This window comes from Fictibacillus gelatini DSM 15865, from assembly GCF_000430745.1.
GTDB classification, from domain to species: Bacteria; Bacillota; Bacilli; order Bacillales; family Fictibacillaceae; genus Fictibacillus_A; species Fictibacillus_A gelatini.
This window is the reverse complement of the sequence record NZ_AUMP01000007.1, coordinates 126,657-148,828: the sequence shown is the minus strand read 5'-3', so window position 1 is coordinate 148,828 and position 22,172 is coordinate 126,657. Positions and strand designations below refer to the sequence as shown.

General features: G+C 40.0%; 18 protein-coding genes and 5 pseudogenes. 10 read left to right on the top strand and 13 right to left on the bottom strand.

The genetic code is table 11. The annotated features are described in order from the left end of the window. The 9 genes and pseudogenes from H538_RS0111020 to H538_RS0110980 form a co-directional block, all read right to left on the bottom strand. Positions 1-205, bottom strand: a pseudogene (locus tag H538_RS0111020) (helix-turn-helix domain-containing protein); the annotation flags it as partial. Positions 206-289: 84 nt separating this feature from the next. Further along, positions 290-2,884, bottom strand: coding sequence for a formate dehydrogenase subunit alpha (fdhF, locus tag H538_RS23665; RefSeq protein WP_035350601.1), 2,595 nt, complete (start codon positions 2,882-2,884; stop codon positions 290-292). A 274-nt stretch (positions 2,885-3,158) separates the two neighbouring features. Continuing rightward, positions 3,159-4,175 (bottom strand): GTP 3',8-cyclase MoaA, encoded by a 1,017-nt coding sequence (gene moaA / locus H538_RS0111010; protein ID WP_026677643.1) that lies wholly within the window; start codon positions 4,173-4,175, stop codon positions 3,159-3,161. A 50-nt stretch (positions 4,176-4,225) separates the two neighbouring features. Next, positions 4,226-5,029, bottom strand: coding sequence for a formate dehydrogenase accessory sulfurtransferase FdhD (gene fdhD / locus H538_RS0111005; RefSeq protein ID WP_026677642.1), 804 nt, complete (start codon positions 5,027-5,029; stop codon positions 4,226-4,228). Positions 5,030-5,315: 286 nt separating this feature from the next. Beyond that, on the bottom strand, positions 5,316-5,549 hold the full coding sequence (locus H538_RS0111000; RefSeq protein WP_026677641.1) for a hypothetical protein: 234 nt from the start codon (positions 5,547-5,549) through the stop codon (positions 5,316-5,318). 6 nt (positions 5,550-5,555) lie between these two features. Next, positions 5,556-6,758, bottom strand: coding sequence for a Ger(x)C family spore germination protein (locus tag H538_RS0110995; protein WP_026677640.1), 1,203 nt, complete (start codon positions 6,756-6,758; stop codon positions 5,556-5,558). A 15-nt stretch (positions 6,759-6,773) separates the two neighbouring features. Beyond that, positions 6,774-8,372: a spore germination protein gene (locus tag H538_RS0110990; protein ID WP_026677639.1), complete on the bottom strand. Its 1,599-nt coding sequence runs from the start codon at positions 8,370-8,372 to the stop codon at positions 6,774-6,776. Between the two features lie 78 nt (positions 8,373-8,450). Next, positions 8,451-9,527 carry a Ger(x)C family spore germination protein gene (locus H538_RS0110985; RefSeq protein WP_026677638.1) on the bottom strand — a complete coding sequence of 359 codons (1,077 nt, stop codon included), beginning with the start codon at positions 9,525-9,527 and terminating at the stop codon, positions 8,451-8,453. Between the two features lie 28 nt (positions 9,528-9,555). Further along, positions 9,556-11,085, bottom strand: coding sequence for a spore germination protein (locus H538_RS0110980; RefSeq protein ID WP_026677637.1), 1,530 nt, complete (start codon positions 11,083-11,085; stop codon positions 9,556-9,558). A gap of 151 nt (positions 11,086-11,236) precedes the next feature. On the opposite strand from H538_RS0110980, the gene H538_RS0110975 reads away from it, so the two are divergent. The 4 genes and pseudogenes from H538_RS0110975 to H538_RS0110955 form a co-directional block, all read left to right on the top strand. Continuing rightward, positions 11,237-12,343 carry a GerAB/ArcD/ProY family transporter gene (locus tag H538_RS0110975; protein WP_026677636.1) on the top strand — a complete coding sequence of 369 codons (1,107 nt, stop codon included), beginning with the start codon at positions 11,237-11,239 and terminating at the stop codon, positions 12,341-12,343. Between the two features lie 15 nt (positions 12,344-12,358). After that, positions 12,359-13,903 (top strand): annotated as a pseudogene (locus H538_RS27120) (spore germination protein). Next, positions 13,893-15,010: pseudogene (locus tag H538_RS27115) on the top strand (GerAB/ArcD/ProY family transporter). Before H538_RS27120 ends, H538_RS27115 begins: the two co-directional pseudogenes overlap by 11 nt. 120 nt (positions 15,011-15,130) lie before the next feature. Beyond that, positions 15,131-16,081 (top strand): annotated as a pseudogene (locus H538_RS0110955) (Ger(x)C family spore germination protein); the annotation flags it as partial. A 73-nt stretch (positions 16,082-16,154) separates the two neighbouring features. Here the strand turns inward: H538_RS0110955 and H538_RS23650 are convergent. Next, a complete protein-coding gene (locus H538_RS23650; protein WP_051291436.1) occupies positions 16,155-16,457 on the bottom strand; it encodes a hypothetical protein in 303 nt (100 codons plus the stop codon). Between the two features lie 143 nt (positions 16,458-16,600). Here H538_RS23650 and H538_RS0110945 point away from each other — a divergent pair, with 143 nt between their 5' ends. From H538_RS0110945 to H538_RS0110930, 4 genes are all read left to right on the top strand, one after another. Continuing rightward, on the top strand, positions 16,601-17,386 hold the full coding sequence (locus H538_RS0110945; protein WP_026677633.1) for a hypothetical protein: 786 nt from the start codon (positions 16,601-16,603) through the stop codon (positions 17,384-17,386). Positions 17,387-17,394: 8 nt separating this feature from the next. Further along, on the top strand, positions 17,395-17,859 hold the full coding sequence (locus tag H538_RS0110940; protein ID WP_322786405.1) for a hypothetical protein: 465 nt from the start codon (positions 17,395-17,397) through the stop codon (positions 17,857-17,859). A 5-nt stretch (positions 17,860-17,864) separates the two neighbouring features. Continuing rightward, positions 17,865-18,341: a CBO0543 family protein gene (locus H538_RS23645; RefSeq protein WP_051291435.1), complete on the top strand. Its 477-nt coding sequence runs from the start codon at positions 17,865-17,867 to the stop codon at positions 18,339-18,341. A 192-nt stretch (positions 18,342-18,533) separates the two neighbouring features. Then, positions 18,534-19,100: a Uma2 family endonuclease gene (locus tag H538_RS0110930; RefSeq protein ID WP_026677631.1), complete on the top strand. Its 567-nt coding sequence runs from the start codon at positions 18,534-18,536 to the stop codon at positions 19,098-19,100. Positions 19,101-19,219: 119 nt separating this feature from the next. Here H538_RS0110930 and H538_RS0110925 read toward each other — a convergent pair whose 3' ends face one another. Then, positions 19,220-19,549: a YflT domain-containing protein gene (locus H538_RS0110925; protein ID WP_026677630.1), complete on the bottom strand. Its 330-nt coding sequence runs from the start codon at positions 19,547-19,549 to the stop codon at positions 19,220-19,222. A 193-nt stretch (positions 19,550-19,742) separates the two neighbouring features. On the opposite strand from H538_RS0110925, the pseudogene H538_RS23640 reads away from it, so the two are divergent. Next, a pseudogene (locus H538_RS23640) lies at positions 19,743-19,991 on the top strand (KGG domain-containing protein); the annotation flags it as partial. A gap of 182 nt (positions 19,992-20,173) precedes the next feature. Next, positions 20,174-20,530 carry a DUF2512 family protein gene (locus tag H538_RS0110915; RefSeq protein WP_026677629.1) on the top strand — a complete coding sequence of 119 codons (357 nt, stop codon included), beginning with the start codon at positions 20,174-20,176 and terminating at the stop codon, positions 20,528-20,530. An 85-nt stretch (positions 20,531-20,615) separates the two neighbouring features. Here the strand turns inward: H538_RS0110915 and H538_RS0110910 are convergent, their stop codons facing one another. Further along, a complete protein-coding gene (locus H538_RS0110910; RefSeq protein ID WP_026677628.1) occupies positions 20,616-21,092 on the bottom strand; it encodes a spore coat protein in 477 nt (158 codons plus the stop codon). Positions 21,093-21,160: 68 nt separating this feature from the next. Next, positions 21,161-22,117, bottom strand: coding sequence for a nucleoside hydrolase (locus tag H538_RS0110905; RefSeq protein WP_026677627.1), 957 nt, complete (start codon positions 22,115-22,117; stop codon positions 21,161-21,163). Between the last annotated feature and the right edge of the window lie 55 nt (positions 22,118-22,172).

Sequence of the window (22,172 nt, the reverse complement as noted above, 5' to 3'; positions counted from 1 at the left end):
CTTCATCCATTCGCTGGCGAATATAATCCTTATAAGGATCCAGTTTACTCGGACGTTGTTTTCTTTTATATACCGGTAGCTCATCTTTATTAAGCCACTTTCTGACGGTTTTTCTGTCACACCCTAATTCATTAGCAATGTCTGTAATGTACATTCCTTTTTGTTTCATTTCTTTGATCATAAAAAATTCCCCATTCGTTATAATTTTGAACAACTCCCTCCCAGAGGGATTGTCCGGTAAACGTGGGGAATTTTCAACCGGAACTATTGAGTATTCTATCACCGGATTCTACAGATCCCGGGCAAGTTCAGGTGAAACTTCTACGAAAACTTCAGGCAGTATATACTGGATTCCTTTTGATTTATTCGTCATATTTCCTTCATGAAATTGCTCTAATAGCCGCCCATTGTTCAATGTAAGATCGAAATCTTGTGTGAATTCAAGAGGTGGAACATATTCTGCAAGAGAAAATCTCGCTTTTCCATCAGGAAAGTTAAATCGTTTGGTATAAAGAAGCGGCTCATCTGTGCCATCTTTTTGTACTGGCCATATTAAACTATTCCATCCTTCAAGCCTCTCGTATGATACCCCTGCAAAAGTTGGGCAAAGACTTGCAATTTCGTCCATAATTTCGCTCGGATGTTTATAGTTCCAATCAAATCCCATATATTTAGCCATTTGCTGAATAATCCACCAGTCTGGTTTTGATTCTCCAAGCGGCTCGAGTACTTGATAGAGGCGTTGAATGCGCCGCTCTGTATTGGTGAACGTACCATCTTTTTCAAGAGATGGAGCTGCTGGCAACACCACATCCGCAAATTGTGCCGTTTTTGTTAAGAAAACATCTTGTACGACAAAAAATTCTAACTTGCTAAGCGTTTCATGCACATGATTGGCGTTAGAATCTACCCAGGCCATATCTTCCCCCATCAGATACATGGCTTTCAGTTTGCCTTCTTCAGCAGCTTTTAACATATCAATATTCGTAAGTCCTGGTTTTTCAGAGATTTTTACGCCATAAGCTTTTTCAAAATTTGCCCGTGCTGCATTGTCTGTTAACCTTTGATTCCCCGGGAGCCATTGCGGCAAAGCTCCCATATCACAGGAACCTTGTACATTGTTGTGGCCACGAAGCGGAAATGCTCCTGCTCCAGGTCGGCCAAAATTACCTGTTACGAGCAAAAGGTTAACGATTGCACCCGACGTATGGGAACCCGCGACATTTTGAGTAACGCCCATTCCCCATAAAATACATGTCCCATCTGCTTCATGAATCATTTTAGCTGTCTTCATTAGTTGCTCTTTTGAAAGCCCAGTCACTTCAACTGCATAGTCAAGTGTATATTTCTCAAGGAGTTTCAAGTACTCTTTGTAGTTATTTACACGGGATTTAATGAACACTTCATTGTGCCAGCCCTGGTCAATCATATATTTTGCAATAGCCGTTAGCCAAACGAAGTCCGTTCCTTGTTTGGGATGTAAAAATAAATCAGAGCGCTCTGCCAGTTCATGCTTACGGAGATCTGATACAATCAACTTTTGCCCACGTAATTTCTTCGCGCGTTTTATCCGTGTCGCTAAAACAGGATGTCCTTCCGTTGGATTCGCACCTACCGTAATAACGAGACCCGCATTTTCAATATCTCGAATGGTACCTGAATCTCCGCCATATCCAACGGTGGCAAGTAAACCATCTGTTGCAGGAGCTTGACAGTAGCGGGAACAATTATCAACGTTGTTCGTTCCAAACACTTGCCGGGCCAATTTTTGCATAAGATACGATTCTTCGTTCGTCGTCTTCGATGAACTTACGAAGCCAAGCGCTTCTCCTCCGTACGTTTCTTTAATGGAACCCATTTTTTCTGCGATTAATGTAAGTGCTTCATCCCAGGTAGCGGGAACAAATGCATCTCCTTTTCGAATTAAAGGAGTGGTTAAGCGTTGTTCACTATTTACAAAGTCCCATCCGAATTTCCCTTTCACACATGTTGAGACACTATTTACAGGACTATTTTCAGTTGGTTCGACTTTTAAGATTTTACGTCCTTTTGTCCATACTTCGAATGAACATCCTACACCACAAAATGTACAAACTGTTTTTGTTTTTTTCGTACGTTTATCGCGAGCGGCTGCTTCCACTTCTGATAGTGCAAAAATGGTTTTATAATCCGGTTCGACTTTTTTAATTAGATCAACCATAGGGTTAAGCAAGTCTTTTGGAATTGCGGTCATAAGACCAGCTTCACCTAGCATTGATTTTTCCATTAAGGCGTTACATGGGCAAACTGTGGCACACTGTCCGCAAGATACACAAGAAGATTCATTGATGGACTTTCCATCATCCCACACTACTCGTGGAATTTCACGTTCCCAATCGATGGATAAGGTCTCATTCACTTGTAAATCCTGGCATACTTCCACACAACGTCCACAAAGAATACATTGATCAGGATCATATCTGTAAAAAGGATGCGACATATCCACCTCATATCCTTTTTCCCGGAATGGACGAGTTTGATGTTCAATTTCTAACAGCTCAGCAGTGTTATGAACACGACAATTTCCATTGTTATTATCACAAACGGTACAATACAGTAAATGATTCTCTAAAATACGGTCCATTGCTTCTGTTTGTGCATTTTTGGCCCGTTCTGATGAAGTTAAAATATTCATGCCTTCTTCAAATTTTGTCGAACATGCTCTTAGAATTTTGCCATCGACTTCACACATACACGTATCGCAAGTTTGAATGGGGCCCAGAACTTCTGAATAACAAATATGTGGGTGATCTACTCCTTGTTTCAGAAGATAATCAAGAATTCGAGTCCCTTGTTCCACTTCATGTTGCTGGCCATTGATTTTTACTTGGACGGTTTCTCCCATTTTCATCTCTCCCTTTTTTAAAATCAAAAAGCCCGCCATAAAATAGACTTAATCATTGAATACAAGTCTATTTTATGGCGGGCTAATAACTGAGCAGTATTACCCTACTAGCAATCCGTCTCACCATATATAATGAATGAAAAAAACAGGACGTCAAGGCAATTTGTAGTTACCCCGTCATCAATGATCTTTTCATTTGCTTTTGTAATTTTATTATAATCCTTTACCCGTTTAACCTCAATCACTTAATTTTTGATGCCTACATTGAATCATGTTAACCGCCAATATGAGACATCTCTACTTTGGATCGGTTGATTGAATGATTAACACTTGCTCGTTCATCAGAATAGCGGTCTACTCGATGATTCCAAATCTCAATGATTTTATTGGCGATCACATTATCCGATTCCCCTGACCGAAGCAATTGGCGAAGATCATACCCTTTTGCTGCAAATAAACATGTATACAATTTCCCTTCGGCAGAAACCCGCGCCCTTGAACAAGTTGAACAAAAAGAATCGGTAACAGATGAAATTACCCCAATTTCTTGATCACTTCCTATATAACGGTATCTAGTCGCTACCTCTCCAGGGTAATTGGGCTCGATTTGTTCGAGTGGCATGATTTTTTCAATTTCATTTAAAATCTCTTGTTTCGTCATGACTTCTGCCATTGTCCAGCCATTGGAATTCCCAACATCCATATACTCGATAAAGCGAAGAGTATGCCCGCGTTCTTTAAAATATTTCGCCATCGGAATGATATCTTGATCGTTTTTCCCTTTTTGAACAACCATATTCACTTTTACTTTCAGTCCTGCGTTAGCAGCTGCCCGAATCCCTTCTAAAACCGTTGCGACTTTGCTATTATTTCCATTTAGCTCTTTGAACCGTTGATCCTCTAAAGAATCAAGGCTAACGGTCACCCGTCTTAATCCTGCATTAAATAACGCTGGGGCAAACTTTTTAAGAAGCGATCCATTGGTAGTAATTGCGATATCTTCTACTTCCTTAATGGATTTCAAACGGTGAATGAGTTCTGGAAGATCCTTGCGCAATAAAGGTTCTCCACCTGTAATGCGTATTTTTTTGACGCCTAAAGATACAAATATACGGGTTAATCGTTCCATTTCATCAAAAGATAAAATTTTATCAGAAGATAAAAATGGATAATCTGGACCAAATAATTCTTCCGGCATGCAATAACGGCAGCGGAAATTACAACGATCGGTCACAGATAAACGAAGATCCCTTAAAGGGCGTTGCCATCTATCTAATATACCATTTTCCATTTTTCCCTCTCCCTTGTAAGTCGAGCAACCGGCTAATGATTAGATTCATCCTAATACTTACTGTCTGTTTGAATTCGTTCAGGACGTGTGTAAATATTGAATGATTGATTTCGAATAAAGCCAACTGTAGTAATCCCTAAATCTTCGGCTAACTTTAATGCTAATTCAGTAGGAGCAGATTTAGAAAGAACGATCTCACAACCAATTTTTGCTACCTTTAATAAAATTTCAGAAGATATACGACCGCTAAAAACAATGATTTTATTTGCAATCGAGATGTTATTTTTCAAACAATATCCGTATATTTTATCCAAAGCATTATGTCTCCCGATATCCATCCTGCTCAGCATAAACCCATTTACATCACATAATGCCGCATTATGAACTCCTCCTGTGTCTCGGAAAATGGTGGCTGAATCTTGTAAACGATTCATTAAACGAAGACAGTCATCTGGAGAGATTTTGACCCGGATTTCATTCATTTTTTTAGCCGTTAATGCATCATTGACGAAGACAAACCCCTGTCTGCTCATTCCACAGCAGGACGTAATATAACGCTTGTTTTGAATTTTTCGGTAATAAGGGTTCAATCTATCGATTTTCACATGCACATATCCTTCTTTTTCCTGAACCCAAATTTCTTTAATATCTTCATATCTCCGGATAATTCCTTCGGATGCCAGGTAACCGATAACCATATCTTCAATGTATTCTGGTGTACAAACCATCGTAACAAATTCTTGTTCATTAATTTTCACAGTAACGGGAAACTCCGTAACAATGATATCCTCAGCCTCTTTGATTGTTCCATTTGTAAATTTAAGAATTTCTCTTTTTCCTACGATTGGTTTCATACAATGCCTCATCCTTTAAATGATTTTTGCTTTAATGCTCAAAAAGCCCATTATAAAATAGACTATTTACTTCCCAGCCTATTTTATAATGGGCTAATTACTAAGCAGTTTGATCTACCAGCAATCCGTCTCATCACATATCGAAAAATAAAAGTAGGATATTAAGGCAATTGATCATTACCCCATATCGATTGTTTTTATACTATTATTGTAATACTTCAAATGGCTAACATCAATAGCTAATTAGCAGAAAATTACCAGGGCAATCGTCATATTCCTTCACCTACTATTCCAATAAACCAAATACAGCATCACTCACCGGTTTGAAAATAAAAGTAATCAAGTCTAACGGGTTTGGAATGTGAACGTGCAAGCTTTGCGCAATGCTTAAACCAACTCCGATAGAAAGAAGGGTGAAAAATACGACCATTTCCTTTTTAAGCTTCTTTTTTGCTAATTGCGGCACTTCAAACCAGATCATGAATGCTGCAATTGCAATGATTCCTAAGATGGCCCACATCTAAAATTACTCCTTCATCTCTTCAATAAATGAATTTCCAATCGTCCCTACTCTTCGTATTTTCATCTCAGCCTTTACATGGACAGGCATATGGACGAAAATTTTATCCCAATTTTTTTGTGCTTTCTTCCAATACTCCGGATTTGAGCGATGAACAGCCTCGCCGAATCCAAAGCTATCTATTTTATATTTTCGTTTCACTTCTTTAATCGACGTTTTGACTAGTTCTACATTCCTTTTTTCTATCCCTTTTTCCAATTGGGTAATGGACTCCGGTTTGGTTAAATCGATGTGGCATTCAACTTCACCGACATTTCCTTCTTGACGGACGTACACGAACGCCTCTGGTTGTCCATTTACGACTTTTGTTTTTATTTTCGTTTTTGCATTAATAATTTCTACTGCAGCTTTCCCGCCTTTTGGGCATTTCACATGCATAATGCCTTTTGACAATTGGTCAGTTGTAATGACATAACCTGCACTGGCGGCTTCCTTTAGCCATCCTTTTAACTTATCCTTTTTGAAAATAGCAATCCCATCTACTTTAATTCGCGCATCTGGGTCGGTCTTTGCAACGTTATCCATTGGTGCTCCTTCATGTTCATTTCCTTTGAGAACGACCCCGGTAATAGCCGGCTGTTTTCCATGGGTGACTAAAGTGGAAATAAGATCATCCAATGTCTCTTTGTATGTCGGTCCGTATACTTTATCCGATGTCTCCAAAGCATAAAAAATTTTGTTTGACGGGATTTTTTCTAAAGAAGTTGTCACATTTAACACGTCGCTTGCCTTCATTCCCTTTGCGATCATGACATAAAAGTCGGTCCTGAGTTCCTGGTTTCTCGAAAGCAAGTCGAGCGACCGCCCAATTCCTTCTCTTGCCAAATCTTCACCGATAACGAGCACACGAAGATGGGAGGAATAAATCTTTCGCGGCGACTCTTTCGTTATTTTTCGAATGGCTTCATAAATTGTCTTATCTTTCGCCTGGAACGTGATGACTGGCGCCCGGCCAACCGCGGCGCCTTTTTGTGCAGCCACCTCACCAGGATTAACGACCTGGGCGGTAACGACATACTGATCTCCGTCTTTATCAATCCCTATTCCCATGGCAATCGCCAGTTCATTCAGCTCCTTACGATCCCAGCAACCGGTCATTGTCATAAGACAAAAAATGATGAGCGCACAACTTATGACTGAACGTTTCATAACGTGCCTCCTGTCTCAATTTTCATTTGGCTGAGGCGGCCTCGGTTGCGGCGTTTGTTCCCTTTCAACGTTTTCCTGGTTAATCAGCCGCGGCCTGCTAGACATTTTCCACTTCGGTAAACGGAAAAGAGCATCTTTCTGGTCAGCAGGAATAAACGGAGCAAGCGGTGACATGTACGGGACGCCGAATGAGCGCAAACTGCACAAATGAAGAACAAGTGCAATTAACCCGACAGAGATGCCGAAAAAGCCAAAAGAGGCAGCAAGCGCCATAAACAAAAAACGGATCATCCGCACGGCGATCCCCATTTCATAATTAGGGAAAACGAAACTTGCGATCTCCGTAATCGAAACCACAATGACCATCCCTGCTGACACCATTCCTGCGTCAACAGCGGATGTTCCGATGACTAATGTCCCAACAATCGAAACAGCCGGTCCAATCGCCCTCGGCATGCGCAAGCCCGCTTCCCGGATAATCTCGAATGTTACTTCCATTAGAACCGCTTCGACGAACGCAGGAAAGGGAACGCCTTCACGCTGCGCTGCCAGGCTTAAGAGAAGCGGAGTCGGGATCATTTCCTGGTGAAAGGTCGTCAGAGCGATATAAATGGATGGCGCAAGCAAGGCCATGAAAAAAGCACCGTAACGAAGGAGCCGGATCAAACTACCCATGTATGAGCGATTATAATAGTCTTCTGGTGTCTGAAAGAATTGGACAAAAAGAGCCGGAACGAGAAGATTAAATGGGGTTCCGTCTACAAAAATGGCTATACGGCCTTCCATCAGCCCCGCTGCAATCACATCGGGCCGTTCCGTATTGAAAACGGTCGGAAACGGGCTTTTTCCCCCATCCCGGATTAATTCCTCAATATTTCCCCCTTCTAAAACACCGTCGATATCAATACGTTTCAGCCTTTGGCGTACTTCTTCGACGGTTTTATCGTTGGCAATCCCTTTCATGTACATGACGGCGACACTCGTTTTTGTCAGCTTCCCGATTTTCTTCATTTCAAGCCAGAGAGCCGGGCTTTTAATTCGTCTGCGAACTAGAGCGATATTTGTTAAAATATTTTCGTTAAAAGCATCTTGCGGGCCCCTGACGATTGATTGGGCAATCGGCTCGGACACTTGCCGCTCATCCCATTTATTAACCCCAAAAGACATTCCTTTATCCTGTCCATCTATTAAATAAATGACATTTCCTAATAAAAGGCCTTCAAACAATTTTTGATAATCCGTTATATCTTGAATGTCGCTTATGGTGACCGCTAAATTTTTAAGTACGTCAAATAATTGCGGACCTTCGACTATTTTTTGCTCAAGATCCGTATTTTTCACTTCTGTCATAAGGGTTTTTAATACGAAATCCTGGATTGCCGCTTCATCAGTTAAGCCTTTCATATAAATGACAGCACATTTAATCGTTAACCCTTTTCCGATTTCAAATTGTCTCGTCTGGACGTCATCACTGTTGCCTAACGTATTTTTTATGTACATCATATTTTCCGCAAGACTCGTTTTTAATTGATCGTTTTTGTTTCTTTGCTCCGCATCTAAGTTATCCGGCCCTCGCGAAAAACGGCGCGTTTTATTCTTCTTGAAAAATCCCATAAATTGTCCCACTTCGCTTTCCATTTTCATTCACTGTCTAATCGAACAAAATTTAGCATTTCCTTTTGTGGCATATTTTTACTCAATCACACCAGAATGAAAAATATCGACATCGGTTTTCACGTCAAATGTTAAGTTTTGATAATCTTTTTTATATTGTTTTTCATCATAATGTCTTATTTTGCTATCTAAATAACTGCCAAACCCTAACGGATCAATATTCTTTTTTTGAAAAAAGGTAAGCAATTCCATCGCATGGTTGCTAATATGTTTTTCAACGTTTTTTTCAAGAACCCCAACATCTTTTTGAAGATCAAACCAGGTTGGATACTCTTTTATTTCTCCTTTTATTTTTAAATGAATGGTAATTTTCCGATGCTCACCTTCTTTTTGCAACTTCATGATTTTCTTTGTCGCGATATCATGAATGACAACATTCCCCTTCTTCCCCCTCGCGCTGAAGCTGGATTCATAGATTCCCTCTTCGGAACCTTTATTTAAGAGCATGAAGATAAAGGTATCTCTTTCATCAATTTTCGTTACCAATTTGTCATGGTCAAAGAGGGCTAATCCATCTACTTTAACCGCCTGTTCGTCCATCGTTAAATACGGCAGGTAAGGATCTTCTCCCCAGTCCCACATTTGGTACGTAAATGTGTGCAAATTTGTAATCGGCAAATTTTCCGTATCTTCGTTTTGCCGGAGAATGTTTGAAATATATAAATCAACACTGCTTTTCTTTTTCCAACGCTCGATCAGCATATGTTCGGCATCTTCCACAACTGCGATTTTCGTCATGTTCCCGACATTCGAATTTCGGTAAAGCGTTGACATTAAAGTAGAGATCCCTTTTTCCGCAAGAGCTTCGCCAATGAGAAGGGTCCGCATCTGGCCAACTTCGATCGGCTTGTCTGATTTATTGTTCATGATTGCCAATATTTCCCTTCCGGTTTTTGAAGAAGACGTGAGCAACCTGAACGTTTCCTGTTTATCAGGTGAATACATTGGAAAAATGGCCGTCCCTCTATATTCGCCATCCTTCCAATCGTAGCCTAACACTTGAATGAGCTGAATATCATCGATCGTTTTTTGCTGCAATGCGCAGCCTGTAAGCAGTAGAAAGATCGGAACGACTATACGTAATAACCGCAACACATTACGCCTCCGTATGCTTGTTTTTTTGTTATTCATCGATATCTTTCTTTTCTTTCACATTTTTTCCTTTCACGCGGAAAATCGACCCGGGCCGGTAATAATCAACGGTTTTAATCATTTTTGAATACGGGTCGCGTACGAAAGTGTCACCCCAAAATGATTTCCTTGGCGGATAAAAGGGAACCAGGTACGGTGTCCCAAGGGATGTCAACCGGATTAAATGGATGAGCGTAAACCAGAGACAGATGCTGATTCCTACCATTCCGAAAAGTGCGGCAAACAAAATAAACGGGAACCGCAAAAAGCGAAGCGTGTTATTCATTTTATAAATCGGCGACGTGAAGGAAGCCAGGGCTGACAAAGCGACGAGAATTAGCAGGATATTACTCGTTAATGCCGCTTCTACAGCAGCCTGCCCGATGACGATACCGCCAACGATACCGAGCGTTTGGCCGACTTTTGTCGGAAGCCGCGCGCCCGCCTCGCGAAGAAGCTCAATTGTGATTTCCAAAAACAGTGCTTCTATAATCGGCGGAAAAGGTACGTTTGACCGTGAGGAAATCAATGGACCTAATAAGTCCTTTGGAATCATTTGATAATGATACGTTAAAATCGCAACATAAAAAGGCGTCGCAAAAATGGAAAACGCTACCCCGAAAATGCGGATCATCCGAAAAAGAGAGCCGACTACCCATGGCAAATAATAGTCTTCCGGGCTTACTAAAAATTGCCTGAGGGAAGAAGGCGCTGTTAAAACAGCTGGAGATCCGTTGCACAAGACGGCGATCGCACCGTTTGCAATATCTACGACTGCACGGTCTGGCCTCTCCGTTGTCATAAAAAGGGGGAAAATGGACTTCGAATTATCAGAAATTACTTGTTCGATCAGCGAAATATCACCAATAACGTCATAGTTGATTTCTTTTATTCGCTGGGTGATGGTGTTCACATTTTGCGGATTCGCCACCCCTTCTAAATAAGCAATAATCACCTTTGTTTTCGAAATCGTCCCTATCGTCTCTTCTTTTAAAATCAATTTCGACGTAGGCAGCAGCCTTCTCAAAATATTGGTGTTAATGTCGATATTTTCAACGAACCCGGCTTTTGGTCCCATGACGCTGAATTCCGTTTCGGTATCGGAATTTTCCCGCTGGCCGCTTTTGTCATTTAACAAAAAGACAAGGCCGAAATGGCTATCAAATTCCCTCAAGCGAAAAATGACATAGCCTTTCATCAATTTTTCTTCAATCTCGCAAACATCATCGCAAAACTCAATATTGTCCAATCCCAAAAAATCGGCAATGTCCTCGATCTTTTTGATATTTTGCATATTTTCTTTTAACGGCCTGATAATATGTTCATGCAACGATTGCATTTGCACTAGCGATTGAAAATAGGACATCCATAAAAAATTCTCATTAAGAGCGGTATCCACGAAATCATTCGACTCGCTCATATGTTGTTTTAATGATTGAAAGTCTTTGTGCTGAGTTTCATTGACCTTATCATTTTCCGGCTTTTGCTCTTTTTTCTTGCCTTTCAATAAAAAACGGAACATAGCTTCACCCTCTAAATTGGCCTGCCTAACGCATCTTTATTTGCCTATTTTCTATCTTTTCTCCGAAGACTATTCACAAAAAATAAATTCATACATTCTTGTGTTATCGGCAACAACTAATGGTAGGAAACCTTGTTCAAGGAGTAGATTTATGAAAACTTCCGTGAAAGAAGCCGCATTAGTTTCACCTTTTTTGACTTTATTTCTCATTCACGCCATACAGGTAGGCATCGGGATGCTGGGATTTCAGCGTTTTTTAACAAAGACAGCTGGAAATGACGCTGTATTTACAATTATTATTTATGGCATTATCGTTCATATTACGATTTTTCTTATATATCAAATTTTAGAGAAACATAATGGGGCGGATTTAATTGAGATCCACAAAGCGCTATTAGGAAAATGGGCCGGGGGATTGATATCGATTCTTTATATGGCGTACTTTTTACTGCTATCGTTCACGCTTATTCGATCCTATATCGAAATCATTCAAGTTTGGATTTTCCCGGAATTAAAAACATGGTGGTTGGCGATTATTTTCGTTATCATTATCTATTACGTCGTTTCCGGGGGCTTTCGAGTCGTAACAGGAGTTTGTTTTTTCGGGGTGATCATTCCGTTCTTCTTGATCATATGTCTTGCTTTCCCGCTCCGGTTTGCCCATTTTAACAATTTGCTGCCTTTGTTTAATTATTCAATAAAAGATATTTTAACTCCGATCAAACAGACGGGCTTGACGTTTGCCGGCTTTGAGACATTATTAATGTTTTACCCCCTTATTAAGAAACGTGAGAAATCACAAAAATGGGCGCAACTGGGGGCGTTAATGTCCACGCTCATTTACTTATTCGTCATGACCGTCAGCATCGTTTTTTTTAGCCAACAACAACTGGCTAAAACGATCTGGGCGACGCTGACGATGACAACGATGGTGCAATTGCCCTTTATTGAACGTTTCGAATATGCGGCCATTGCCACCTATTTGATCGTCATTATGCCGAATGTTTGTCTCGCCATCTGGGTCATAAGCCGCGGGTGCAAGCAATTATTTTCCGTCCGGCAGGATAAAGCGCTTATTGTTCTTTGTGTTTTAACATTCATATTAACTTGCACAATGGAAAGAAGAGAAATGATTAACAATCTTAGTACCATTTCTTCTTATGTCGCTTTTTTCGTAACCTTTGTTTATATTCCATTGTTGTTTATATTAAAGATGATAAAAAAAAGAAAGCGTTTATCCGCCAGTACATTGAAGTAGTATGGAGGGCTATTTTTGAAAAGATGGTTAACTAGAACTAATCAAGATCCACATAAGCAGGCTACTGGAACGGTGCAGTCGTTAGATCAAATGCTGATGAAATGCAAAATGTCCGCTGATTTTGTCTCGTTCAAGCAATCTGAAGAGTGCCCTTATCAAGTCTCTTACTTTAAAACATTAGTCAATCCCGACACGGTGCAAAATCATATTTTACTCCGGTTATCGGAGAGGCCGTTTCAATCGCTTGAAGATTTAAAAACTAATTTGCCAATAGAAGAGATTGAAATCACAAGTGATGTTCAAAAAATACAAGAGAGCTTAATGACGGGGTTCGTGATGATTCAAGTAAGACCGGACGACAATGTATGCGTGCTCGTTCCTGCCCCGGCGAAAGCGAACAGGCAAGTAACCATTCCAGAAGTGGAGTATAGTGTTCTTGGTCCTAAAGAAGCGTTTGTTGAAGCGCTTGATACGAATTTAAACATGGTCCGCAAACGGCTTCCGATTCCTGAATTACAAATGAAGGAATTGAATATCGGCTCTCTGACAAAAACGAAAGTTGCCGTTTTATATATTAATGGAATTGCAAACGAGCAAAATGTCAATACAATCGTTCAGCGAATCCAGGATGTTCAATACGATCAAATTGTTGACAGCTCATTTATTAGACAAATGATTGTTGACAATAAAAATTCGCCTTTTCCACAATTGGTGGACACAGAACGGCCCGATCGTATCGCCAGTGTATTGGCCGAGGGAAAAATCGCCGTTATGGTAGACGGTTCCCCACAGGTTTTTTACGGTCCAACGACGCTTATTGAGTTTTTTTCATCAACGGAAGATTATTTTTAACCTGGCATATCGCTTCCGCCGTTCGCTTGATGCGCTTGCTTGCGGTCACTCTTTCTGTTATAGCAACGCCTTTATATGTCGCGGTTCTGACCCATCATTATCAAATGATTCCAGATAAACTATTGGATACATTGATTGCTTCAAGAAGCGGAATCCCGTTTCCGCCGATTTTGGAAACGATTGTTTTGGAATTAACCATTGAGCTACTGAGGGAAGCGGGAGCCAGGCTACCGACAAAAGTCGGCCAAACGATCGGTATCGTTGGCGGTATCGTCATTGGGACGGCAGCAGTACAGGCCGGAATTACAAGTAATGTTTTGTTGATCATTGTTGCCCTTTCAGCCCTTGCGTCTTTTACGACACCGGTCTATCAAGTCAGTTTTACCATCCGGGCGATCCGCTTCCCCTTTCTACTTTTTGCGCAGTTTTGGGGACTTCTTGGCGTATCGATGTTTTGCTTTTTTCGTTTCCCACTTGCTTCGCTTAACGTCACTTGGAAATCCGTATATTGAACCCGTCTATCCACTAAGGCTGAAAGATCTTAAAGATGGGTTAATTCGTCTCCCATTTTCAATGCAGAAAACCCGGCCGAAGCAACTACGTCCTGAAAATCCGATCCGTTTCCGTGATGAAAAGAAAGAGGAAACGAAACAGCAGGCGAATTTTATTGTAAAATGGGCGTCACAAAAAGACATTGATGAATTTTAGACAGAAAATAGGTGGTTCTATGTTACCAGACGACTCCAAAAAAGTTTCCCCTTATTTTGCTTTTTTTCTTATCCATAAGATCCAGATCGGGGTCGGCATCCTTGGATTTGAACGGTATATTGCCCAATCAGCCGGTCATGATGCATGGGTCGCCATTATCATCGCCGGGCTATCGATCAACGTGATCATCTGGTTTTGCTTTCGCATTTTAATGAAAGGAAAGAATGATATTATTGGCATCCAAAAAGAGTTGTTCGGTAAATGGATGGGAGGAATGTTCAGTTTTTATTTTGTCATTTATTTTTTTTGTTTTGTTGTAACCCTTGTCCGAACATATGTCGAAGTCATTCAAGTATGGATGTTTCCACATATGTACACATGGGTTCTTTCGTCCTTTCTCCTGATTCTCGGATATTGTTACGTTTCAGGGGGTTTTCGGACCGTAACGGGGATTTGCTTTTTAGGGATCATCTATACCTTCCCCTCGCTTTTATTGAAAATATTTCCATTGACAGAATCCCATATCTAAATTTACGTCCATTATTTGATCATCCTTTTTCCTCTTACTTAACGGCGGCGAAAGCGATGGCGTTGGAGTATCTTGGATTTGAAACCCTTCTTATGTATTACCCATTTCTGAAGACACCGGAAAAAGCAATAAAATGGGCCCATTTTGGAAACTTATTTTCTATTCTCATCTATCTTTTAACAGCCATCACAACCTTTCTTTATTACAATGAAGAAGAATTGGCCCGAACGATCTGGGCAACATTAACCCTCTGGAAAATTGTTGACTTTCCGTTTATGGAACGGTTTGAATATGCAGGCATCGCCCTCTGGCTATTTGCCGTGCTGCCCAACATTTGCCTGGCTCTCTGGGCGACAAGCCGGGGGATGAAGCAATTGTTTCATTTCAATCAACGGTACAGTTTAATCTGTATTATCATAGCAGCCGCATTTGCCTGCTCTTTTATCGAAGGCCGGCCCAATATCGATTGGTTAAATACCATTACATCAACAGCAGGGTTTTACACGGTTTATTTTTATATCCCGGCCCTATTTGTTGTTCAATGGATCATTTATAAAGTGAGGAAAAAGAAGTCATGAGAAATAAATGGATTACCTTTTTAGCCTTTCTTGTTTGCTTAAGTGGCTGTACGGCAGAACCTAAAATCATTGAAGATCTTCAATTAGTACAGGCCATTAGGGAAACACCGTGTAAAAGCAACGGTTGCCTCTACGATCACACCGAAAAACCAGGAGCAAGCCATGCCAAAAAATGTTACATTTACAGCTGAATCCTTTACGAGTCAAAACGTGTTACATGTGTTGCAATCTGAGTCACCAAGGCCATTAGCGGTGGGCCGCGTAGGAGTCGCATTATTCAGTGAGAAATTGGCAAAGCGGGGCATCCTTCAGTTTATCGATGGCCTTCAGCGTAATGCCGATATCGGCCGGGACATCCCGCTTGCTGTTGTAAAGGGGGAAGCAAAAGAAATGTTGGAACTTCAAACACCTGTAAATCAAATTCCTGCCAAATACATATTGGACTTAATCGAGCAAAACCAAAAAGAAAACATCCCTAATTCTGATCTCCATTCTTTCCTTTACCATTTGTATGGCAAAGGATTAGACCCGTTTATGCCTTTGCTTGAGCTAAAGGATGGATTAATAAAAATTAAAGGGATAGCCCTTTTCTCAAATGGTAAGTATGTTGATGATATTAACTATGAAGAAGCATTCATCTTCAAACTACTGTTTGAAAATTTTAAAAAAGGATCTTTCGAAGCGAGGATAGGGAAAAATAAATATATCAACATTGAAAATATTTCATCAAAAGTAAACTATCACGTAATCAACGGAAACACCAATCCAAAAGTAACGATTACCGTGAAATTGATGGGCTTGATTAACGAATCGGAAGGAATTAGTTTAAATGTTAAGAAAAAAGAAAGCGTAGAGGAAAGAACACGAAAGCTGATTAATGGAAAAGCAAAAAAGCTTTTGCGCCGGTTTCAACATGAGAGGATCGACCCGCTAGGAATTGCAGATCAAGCAAGAAGCCAAACGAGAAACTTTAACTTTGCAGCGTGGGAGAAACGCTATCCAACGATTCCAATTGATTTTAAACTGGATATCAATCTTGTAGAGGCAGGAATTGTGGAAGAGAAAAAGTAGCTTCCGTTTTGCAAAAAATTTTGCGGCTAAAAAAACAAAAGCCCCCGAAAAGGGAGCGTTTACGTTTTGATTTCTATTGCGAATTCGTATCTGGTCCAGTCGCAATTCCTTGTTGGAGTTGTTGCCCCGCCTGCTCCAGTTGATGACCCGCTTGCTGTAATTGCTGTAGCTCTTCATAAGAAACACCGGTCCCCGATTCAGATTGCAACTGCTCGATTTGTAGTTGCGCTTGCTTAAGCTGCTTCTGCGCATATGGATATTGCTGAGGATTGGACGTATTGGCCAGGGCCTGGCTGGCGGCTTGCCTTGCCTCTTCGGAAGCTTGAATAGCTTGCTGGAATTGTTGCTTTCTCTCTTGTTCATTTCGTTGAGCCATCTTCATTATCCCCTTCTTCTGTAATTAATGACATTTATTAAGTTTTGCAAATCTCCTTTCATTTATCCCGTATCCGATTTCAATTCTCATTTTCTTTCACCAATTTGGGAATACTTACAATAACAGAAAGGAGATATTTTCCATTGAAAAACGTACAGTGGTTGAATCAATCAAGACGGCAAAAAGCGTATGTCAGCATTCTCGGAACGACACAGCTACATTTAAGAAACCCTTATATCGTCGCCTGGTGGTCAGCGGCTTTTCCGGGATTCGGCCATCTTCTTCTTTCTAAATACTTGCGCGGATTTGCCTTGTTTATTTGGGAATTTGTCATCAATACCCAATCGCATCTTAATCAGGCTATCGTCTATTCATTTACAGGCAAATTCGATAAAGCGAAAGAGGTGATCGATCATCGATGGTTGCTGTTATATATTCCGGTTTATGTTTTTGCCATATGGGACAGCTATCGGACAACAATCGATACAAATAAAATTTATTTAGCCGCCAATCGTGAAGATGCCGATTTTCAATCATTTGTTATTCATCCTTTAGAGATCAATTATTTGGATAAGCGAAACCCGAGAATCGCAGTTTTTTGGACGTTATTTATGCCCGGGTTGGGCCAACTTTATATTCACCGCATCGGCGTTAGCTTTTTCCTTTTAATCTGGTGGATCGCCCTTGTTTATTTGTCGCATTTTTTAGAGGCTGTTCATCTCCTTGTGTCCGGTGACATCGGGAAATCTACAGCTATTTTAAGTAAAGAATGGTTTTTATTTATGCCATCCGTTTACGGTTTTGCGATTTACGATGCGTATGTGAACACGGTTGAAAACAACAAGCTATTTGAAGATGAGCAACGTCATTTTTTGCAAAAAAATTTTCAACATCCTTCGTTTAAAATGCCAGCCGCCAGGAGGGAATAGTTTTGCATGTGCTGTCAACGTTTGAACATTCACATTTTATTGAGTTAGCCATCACTTCATTAGTGCAAAAAGGAATTCCAAAAGAAAATATTCTGGCTGTTCCTCTTTCGAATACAAATGAAGAGAGGAAACTCTTTGATACGATTCATTATGCGGACGGGATCAGTCTGTTTGATAAAGGGGCTGCAATCGGGACTGCTCTTTCCGTAGTAGGAGCAAGCATTGGGTTCAAGCTTCAATGGGGACCCATTTATTGGGGGTTAATCGGGGCGGCCGCCGGCTTTTCCATAGGTGTTATCCTTAATCTGTTGATCTACAAAATTTTCCGTAAACAGCGGCTTATGAAACGTGGAAAAAAACCGGAAGTCATTTTAATCATTGAATGTGACCATAGGGAAGCGGAAATGATTTTGACCACATTAAGGAATCATTATGCCCTGGGGGTAGCGAAACTAAATGTTGAAGGAAGTTGAAAGCTATGATTTTAGCGATTATTTCTATTCTAGTGTTTAATGCCATCGCTTTTTTCCCTGAAAAAAGAATGAATAAGCTTGAAATTTATAGCACTTCCATCTTCGCTGTCATCCTCGCCTTTTCGGTCGATTACATTTTAGAAGTAACCTTTCACTTATACGGCTATTTTCAAAAAAAGGCGCAATATACGGATTTATTGGTTACATTAGGGATTTATCCAGCCATAGACATTATTTTTTTAAACTTTTTCCCATCTACCCGCCGCATTGTAACAAAAATGCTCTACATTGCAGGCTGGTCGGCCTTTGCCCTTTTTTATGAATGGCTGTCTGTAAAATTGGGCTTATTTTATTATAACGGCTGGAAATGGATTTATTCGGTTCCGATTTATCCCTTTTTATATTTATTGTTGCTTGGTAACTTAAAATTAGTGAGGCGGCTCTGGCGGTCAGATGTCTCGAAAGAAAAGCTTAAAGTATAGCGGGTGTCTTTTCTTATATAGGTTGGAACCCTGGTTATCTTTTATTTCATACATTATCAATTTTTCATCCAAAGTCTGGCTATATGGTTAACGGTGAGAATTTTGAAGTCGCAACATGACCGGGAAAAGCTAACAGTTGTGGTATAATAAAGTCAATTTCTTTTATCAATGAAAAGAAAGAAGGTGTTTCTTTTGAAATTACCAGAAGATTTCGTGACAATTGATGAATTTTATAAAATGAGGGAAACAACCAATCGATTGCTAGAGTATGTCGATGGTATAGTGTTTATGTCTCCTTCCCCATCAACGAAGCATCAACGGATTTCTGGAAGACTTCATGCCTGGCTATTCAATTTTTTAGAACGAAGGAAATGCGAAGTGTTCCATGCTCCGTTTGACGTGGAACTTTCCTCAACGAACATGAACGAAACAAAAATTGTCATCCCTGATATATCGGTCATTTGTGACAAAAACGGGTTAATGGAAGACAAGTATGTCGGTTCTCCCAGCCTCATTATTGAAATCGTTAGCCCGTCTAATCAATCTCATGATTTAGTCTTCAAGTTAAATCTTTATATGCAATGCGGCGTAAAAGAATATTGGATTGTCAACCCGATGCTTAACAGCGTCCAGGTTTATGTACTTGATGAAGATGGCCAATATAAGCAATTGGACATGTTAAGGGAAAAAGGCATTATTCAATCCTCCGTTTTAGAAGGCTTTCAAGTGAATTTAGAGGAATTATTTGACTCCCTTTAGTTTTACATTGTTCTGGTATTTGTTTAATCTTTTCTGTTTGCTTTCGTCCCCCATTCGGGTAAGTGATTTTTTAAAATAGACTAATAACAAAACAAGAGAGGCTTTCACCTCCCTTGTTTTTATTCTTTTACGAATAATAAGATTTTCCCTTCATCAAGCTTTCTTTCATATTCTTCAGCTTCATATTGAGAAAGCCCCATTTCTTCCATTTTATTGCGAAGTTCGTCCCCTTTGGAGTTGAAGACATTTTTAATAGCTGTAGAAAGTCCCTCTTCCTTTATTCCGATGGTATTTACATTCGCACGGTCTGCTACTTGATTCGTTCTATCGTCTTGATGGGCCAACACATATATGTCCTTCTGGCTGATACCTTTTGATTCTAAATCTTGAACGGCTCCGATTACCTCTTGTTCAGTCAAATACTCTCTAACGGTTGGTTTTGCCATCATTTTATTTCTCCTCCTTTGGAAATTCAAAAATGATATCAAGCTTGTTTATCCTTTTCCCGTCCCCCTTCTTTTTAAACCTTAAATTGATAAACAGGTCTTTATTCCTATTTTAAAAAAGAAAGCAATTTCACGTTTTCTTTATGAAAGAGTGTGGAAATAGTTTAATAACTTCTTCAAAGGAGGCTAATAACCAATGAGCAATCCATCTAAAATGACGAGAGAAGAAGCAGGAAGAAAAGGCGGAGAAAAAGTTAAAAGAACTCAAGGAAAAGAATTTTATCAAGAAATCGGACAAAAGGGTGGAGAAAAGACAGCAAGAGAACACGACAAGAAGTTTTATAAGGAAATCGGACAAAAGGGCGGTGAGAAAACAAAGCGTGAGCATGGCAAAGAGTTTTACCGGGAAATTGGTGAAAAAGGTGGAAAAGCAAGCGGACAAAATGAATAGGGTAAATAAGAGCGGACAAGCCGGCCGCTCTTATTTTTGATCATTTACAAGCCAATCATTTTTTTGTCGTAATTATGAAGCACAACAATTGATTTAAAGCCCATTTTTAAATAGCGAAACTTGAGTAAAAGAAATCCGGATGGCCAATACTAAGCCTGATAAAGGAGGTATTGGCAATGACAGGTTTGCTAATAAAGATTTTTGTTTGTCCTACTATATTAATTATTGCATCGTTTATTTTGCCTAATGTCCATTATTCATTTGCATATCAGGCAGCCATTGTCGGGCTTGTGCTTGCACTGGTCGGTCATATGATGGAAGTCATGCTGCTAAGGGAAGATACGCTTGTATTAAGCGCGGTTTTAGATTTTTTCGCTTCAACATTGATCGTTTATTTTGTATCCGCATGGCTTCCTAATACAACTGTAACATTTCCAGGAGCCATTCTTACAGCAGTTTTATTAACCATTGCTGAAATCCCGCTGCATCGCTATTTAGTTAGATCCGGACAAGCGCGAAAATCAGCAATTTAAATTAACGATTAAAAAAACTCCTTTTATTGAAAAGGAGTTTTTTCTATGTGCCATTATGTCGGGTTAAACGGCTTTCATTTTTTATTCAATAGTGCATATCCAATGCTTTATGTGCGTTTTTCACATCATTGGTTAAAAGTTGATGTAGATCATATGAAGAATAATATCCCTTTTCTAGCATATACCTGTATACGTTGTAATGCAATTGGACAGCATTTTGCAAGTGCCTGCTTAATACTTGGTGAAGCTCGGGTGTGGCGGTTTCAGTTAGCGCCATCGCGTAGTTGCGGACTGATGCTTTAGCAAGCCCCAATAAATCGCCAGCGTAAAAGCCGGCATCTGCCTGGCGAGGATTGTGGTCATAACCAGGCGCATTTGGGAAAAACCGAAGCAATTCGCGAATGTTACGTTCAATTCCCTGAATTGCCTGCATGTATAACGTTCGGAGTTCGTGATCCGGTACTTTTCGAATAGACATTTTTAATTTTGTTAAGCCCGCTGATTGAAAAGCGACAAGTTCGTGCAGTTCTAATGTTTCGTGCCACGCTAGATGTTCAGGCATAAGATGTTCCCTCCTCTTGATTATCGTCATATTACAATATTCATCTTTTATAGAAAGGGTACATTCACCTATTCCTGTTTAAAGTGTTCACCCGTCATAACTGTCATAAACTCGGAAAAAAATTTTTTATAATGTAATTCCACAGCGATCCGTTGTTTGGTCCGCCCAAAAGTTTCGTTGTTAAGTACAGGACGAAAATCGCCTATGCTTTGCCCGCGTGACAGCCCATTTGACAGATCGATGATGACTTCCGCTTCAACATACCTACATAAATCATCATGGATGACAGACATCATCGGCAATACATCATGAACAGGGCTTCCTTTTGAACCGGGATAGTTTTGTTTATAAAAATGGTAGTAATAATAATCAATTAACGGCTTAACAAGATCTGTCTTTCCTTTTGCAGCAATATAATTTGTCATTTCGGGTGATACAATCGTGTTCCTTGTTACATTCAATGGGTAAATCGTAGCTTTTTTCGCATATTTCATCACGAGGTTCGCTGCGATTGGATCACTGTAAAAATTCGCTTCCGAAACAGGAGTCACATTCCCCGGGCAAAGGAACGCTCCTCCCATTATGTAATAAGAATGTACATTTTCCATTAACGCCCCATATAAGACAAAGAGAGTCGCGAGCGATGTTAGCCTTCCTGTATTTACAATAATGATTTCATTTTCATATTTTTTTATAATATCAATTACTTCAAAGAAATTTTCCCGTTTATTTTTCTTAATGGCGGAAGGGATAACCGGCCCTAACCCGTTAGGTCCATGAATCGCCGGATAATATATCGGTGATTCTCCTGTTAATGGCCGGCTTGCTCCGCTAATGACGGGAATATCATTTAAACCGGTTTTCTTTATTAAATAATCAACATTTTGAAGCACCATTTCTCTTGAAACATTGCCATAATCGGCTACAATCCCGACAATATTTATTTTTTTTGATAAAAACGCGTAAATGAAAGCGATCGCGTCATCAATCCCAAAGTCCCCGAAAAATAATACTTTTTTATCCAAAGCATTGTCCCCCTTAATTTACTGCTACTACTATATGCTTTTCTGGGGACGAATC

Excerpts from the sequence above, each read along its gene's own strand:
- fdhF (WP_035350601.1), bottom strand. The coding sequence starts at position 2,884 with ATGGGAGAAACCGTCCAAGTAAAAATCAATGGCCAGCAACATGAAGTG.
- moaA (WP_026677643.1), bottom strand. The coding sequence starts at position 4,175 with ATGGAAAATGGTATATTAGATAGATGGCAACGCCCTTTAAGGGATCTT.
- fdhD (WP_026677642.1), bottom strand. The coding sequence starts at position 5,029 with ATGAAACCAATCGTAGGAAAAAGAGAAATTCTTAAATTTACAAATGGA.
- H538_RS0111000 (WP_026677641.1), bottom strand. The coding sequence starts at position 5,549 with ATGTGGGCCATCTTAGGAATCATTGCAATTGCAGCATTCATGATCTGG.
- H538_RS0110995 (WP_026677640.1), bottom strand. The coding sequence starts at position 6,758 with ATGAAACGTTCAGTCATAAGTTGTGCGCTCATCATTTTTTGTCTTATG.
- H538_RS0110990 (WP_026677639.1), bottom strand. The coding sequence starts at position 8,372 with ATGGGATTTTTCAAGAAGAATAAAACGCGCCGTTTTTCGCGAGGGCCG.
- H538_RS0110980 (WP_026677637.1), bottom strand. The coding sequence starts at position 11,085 with ATGTTCCGTTTTTTATTGAAAGGCAAGAAAAAAGAGCAAAAGCCGGAA.
- H538_RS0110975 (WP_026677636.1), top strand. The coding sequence starts at position 11,237 with ATGAAAACTTCCGTGAAAGAAGCCGCATTAGTTTCACCTTTTTTGACT.
- H538_RS23650 (WP_051291436.1), bottom strand. The coding sequence starts at position 16,457 with ATGGCTCAACGAAATGAACAAGAGAGAAAGCAACAATTCCAGCAAGCT.
- H538_RS23645 (WP_051291435.1), top strand. The coding sequence starts at position 17,865 with ATGATTTTAGCGATTATTTCTATTCTAGTGTTTAATGCCATCGCTTTT.
- H538_RS0110925 (WP_026677630.1), bottom strand. The coding sequence starts at position 19,549 with ATGATGGCAAAACCAACCGTTAGAGAGTATTTGACTGAACAAGAGGTA.
- H538_RS0110915 (WP_026677629.1), top strand. The coding sequence starts at position 20,174 with ATGACAGGTTTGCTAATAAAGATTTTTGTTTGTCCTACTATATTAATT.
- H538_RS0110910 (WP_026677628.1), bottom strand. The coding sequence starts at position 21,092 with ATGCCTGAACATCTAGCGTGGCACGAAACATTAGAACTGCACGAACTT.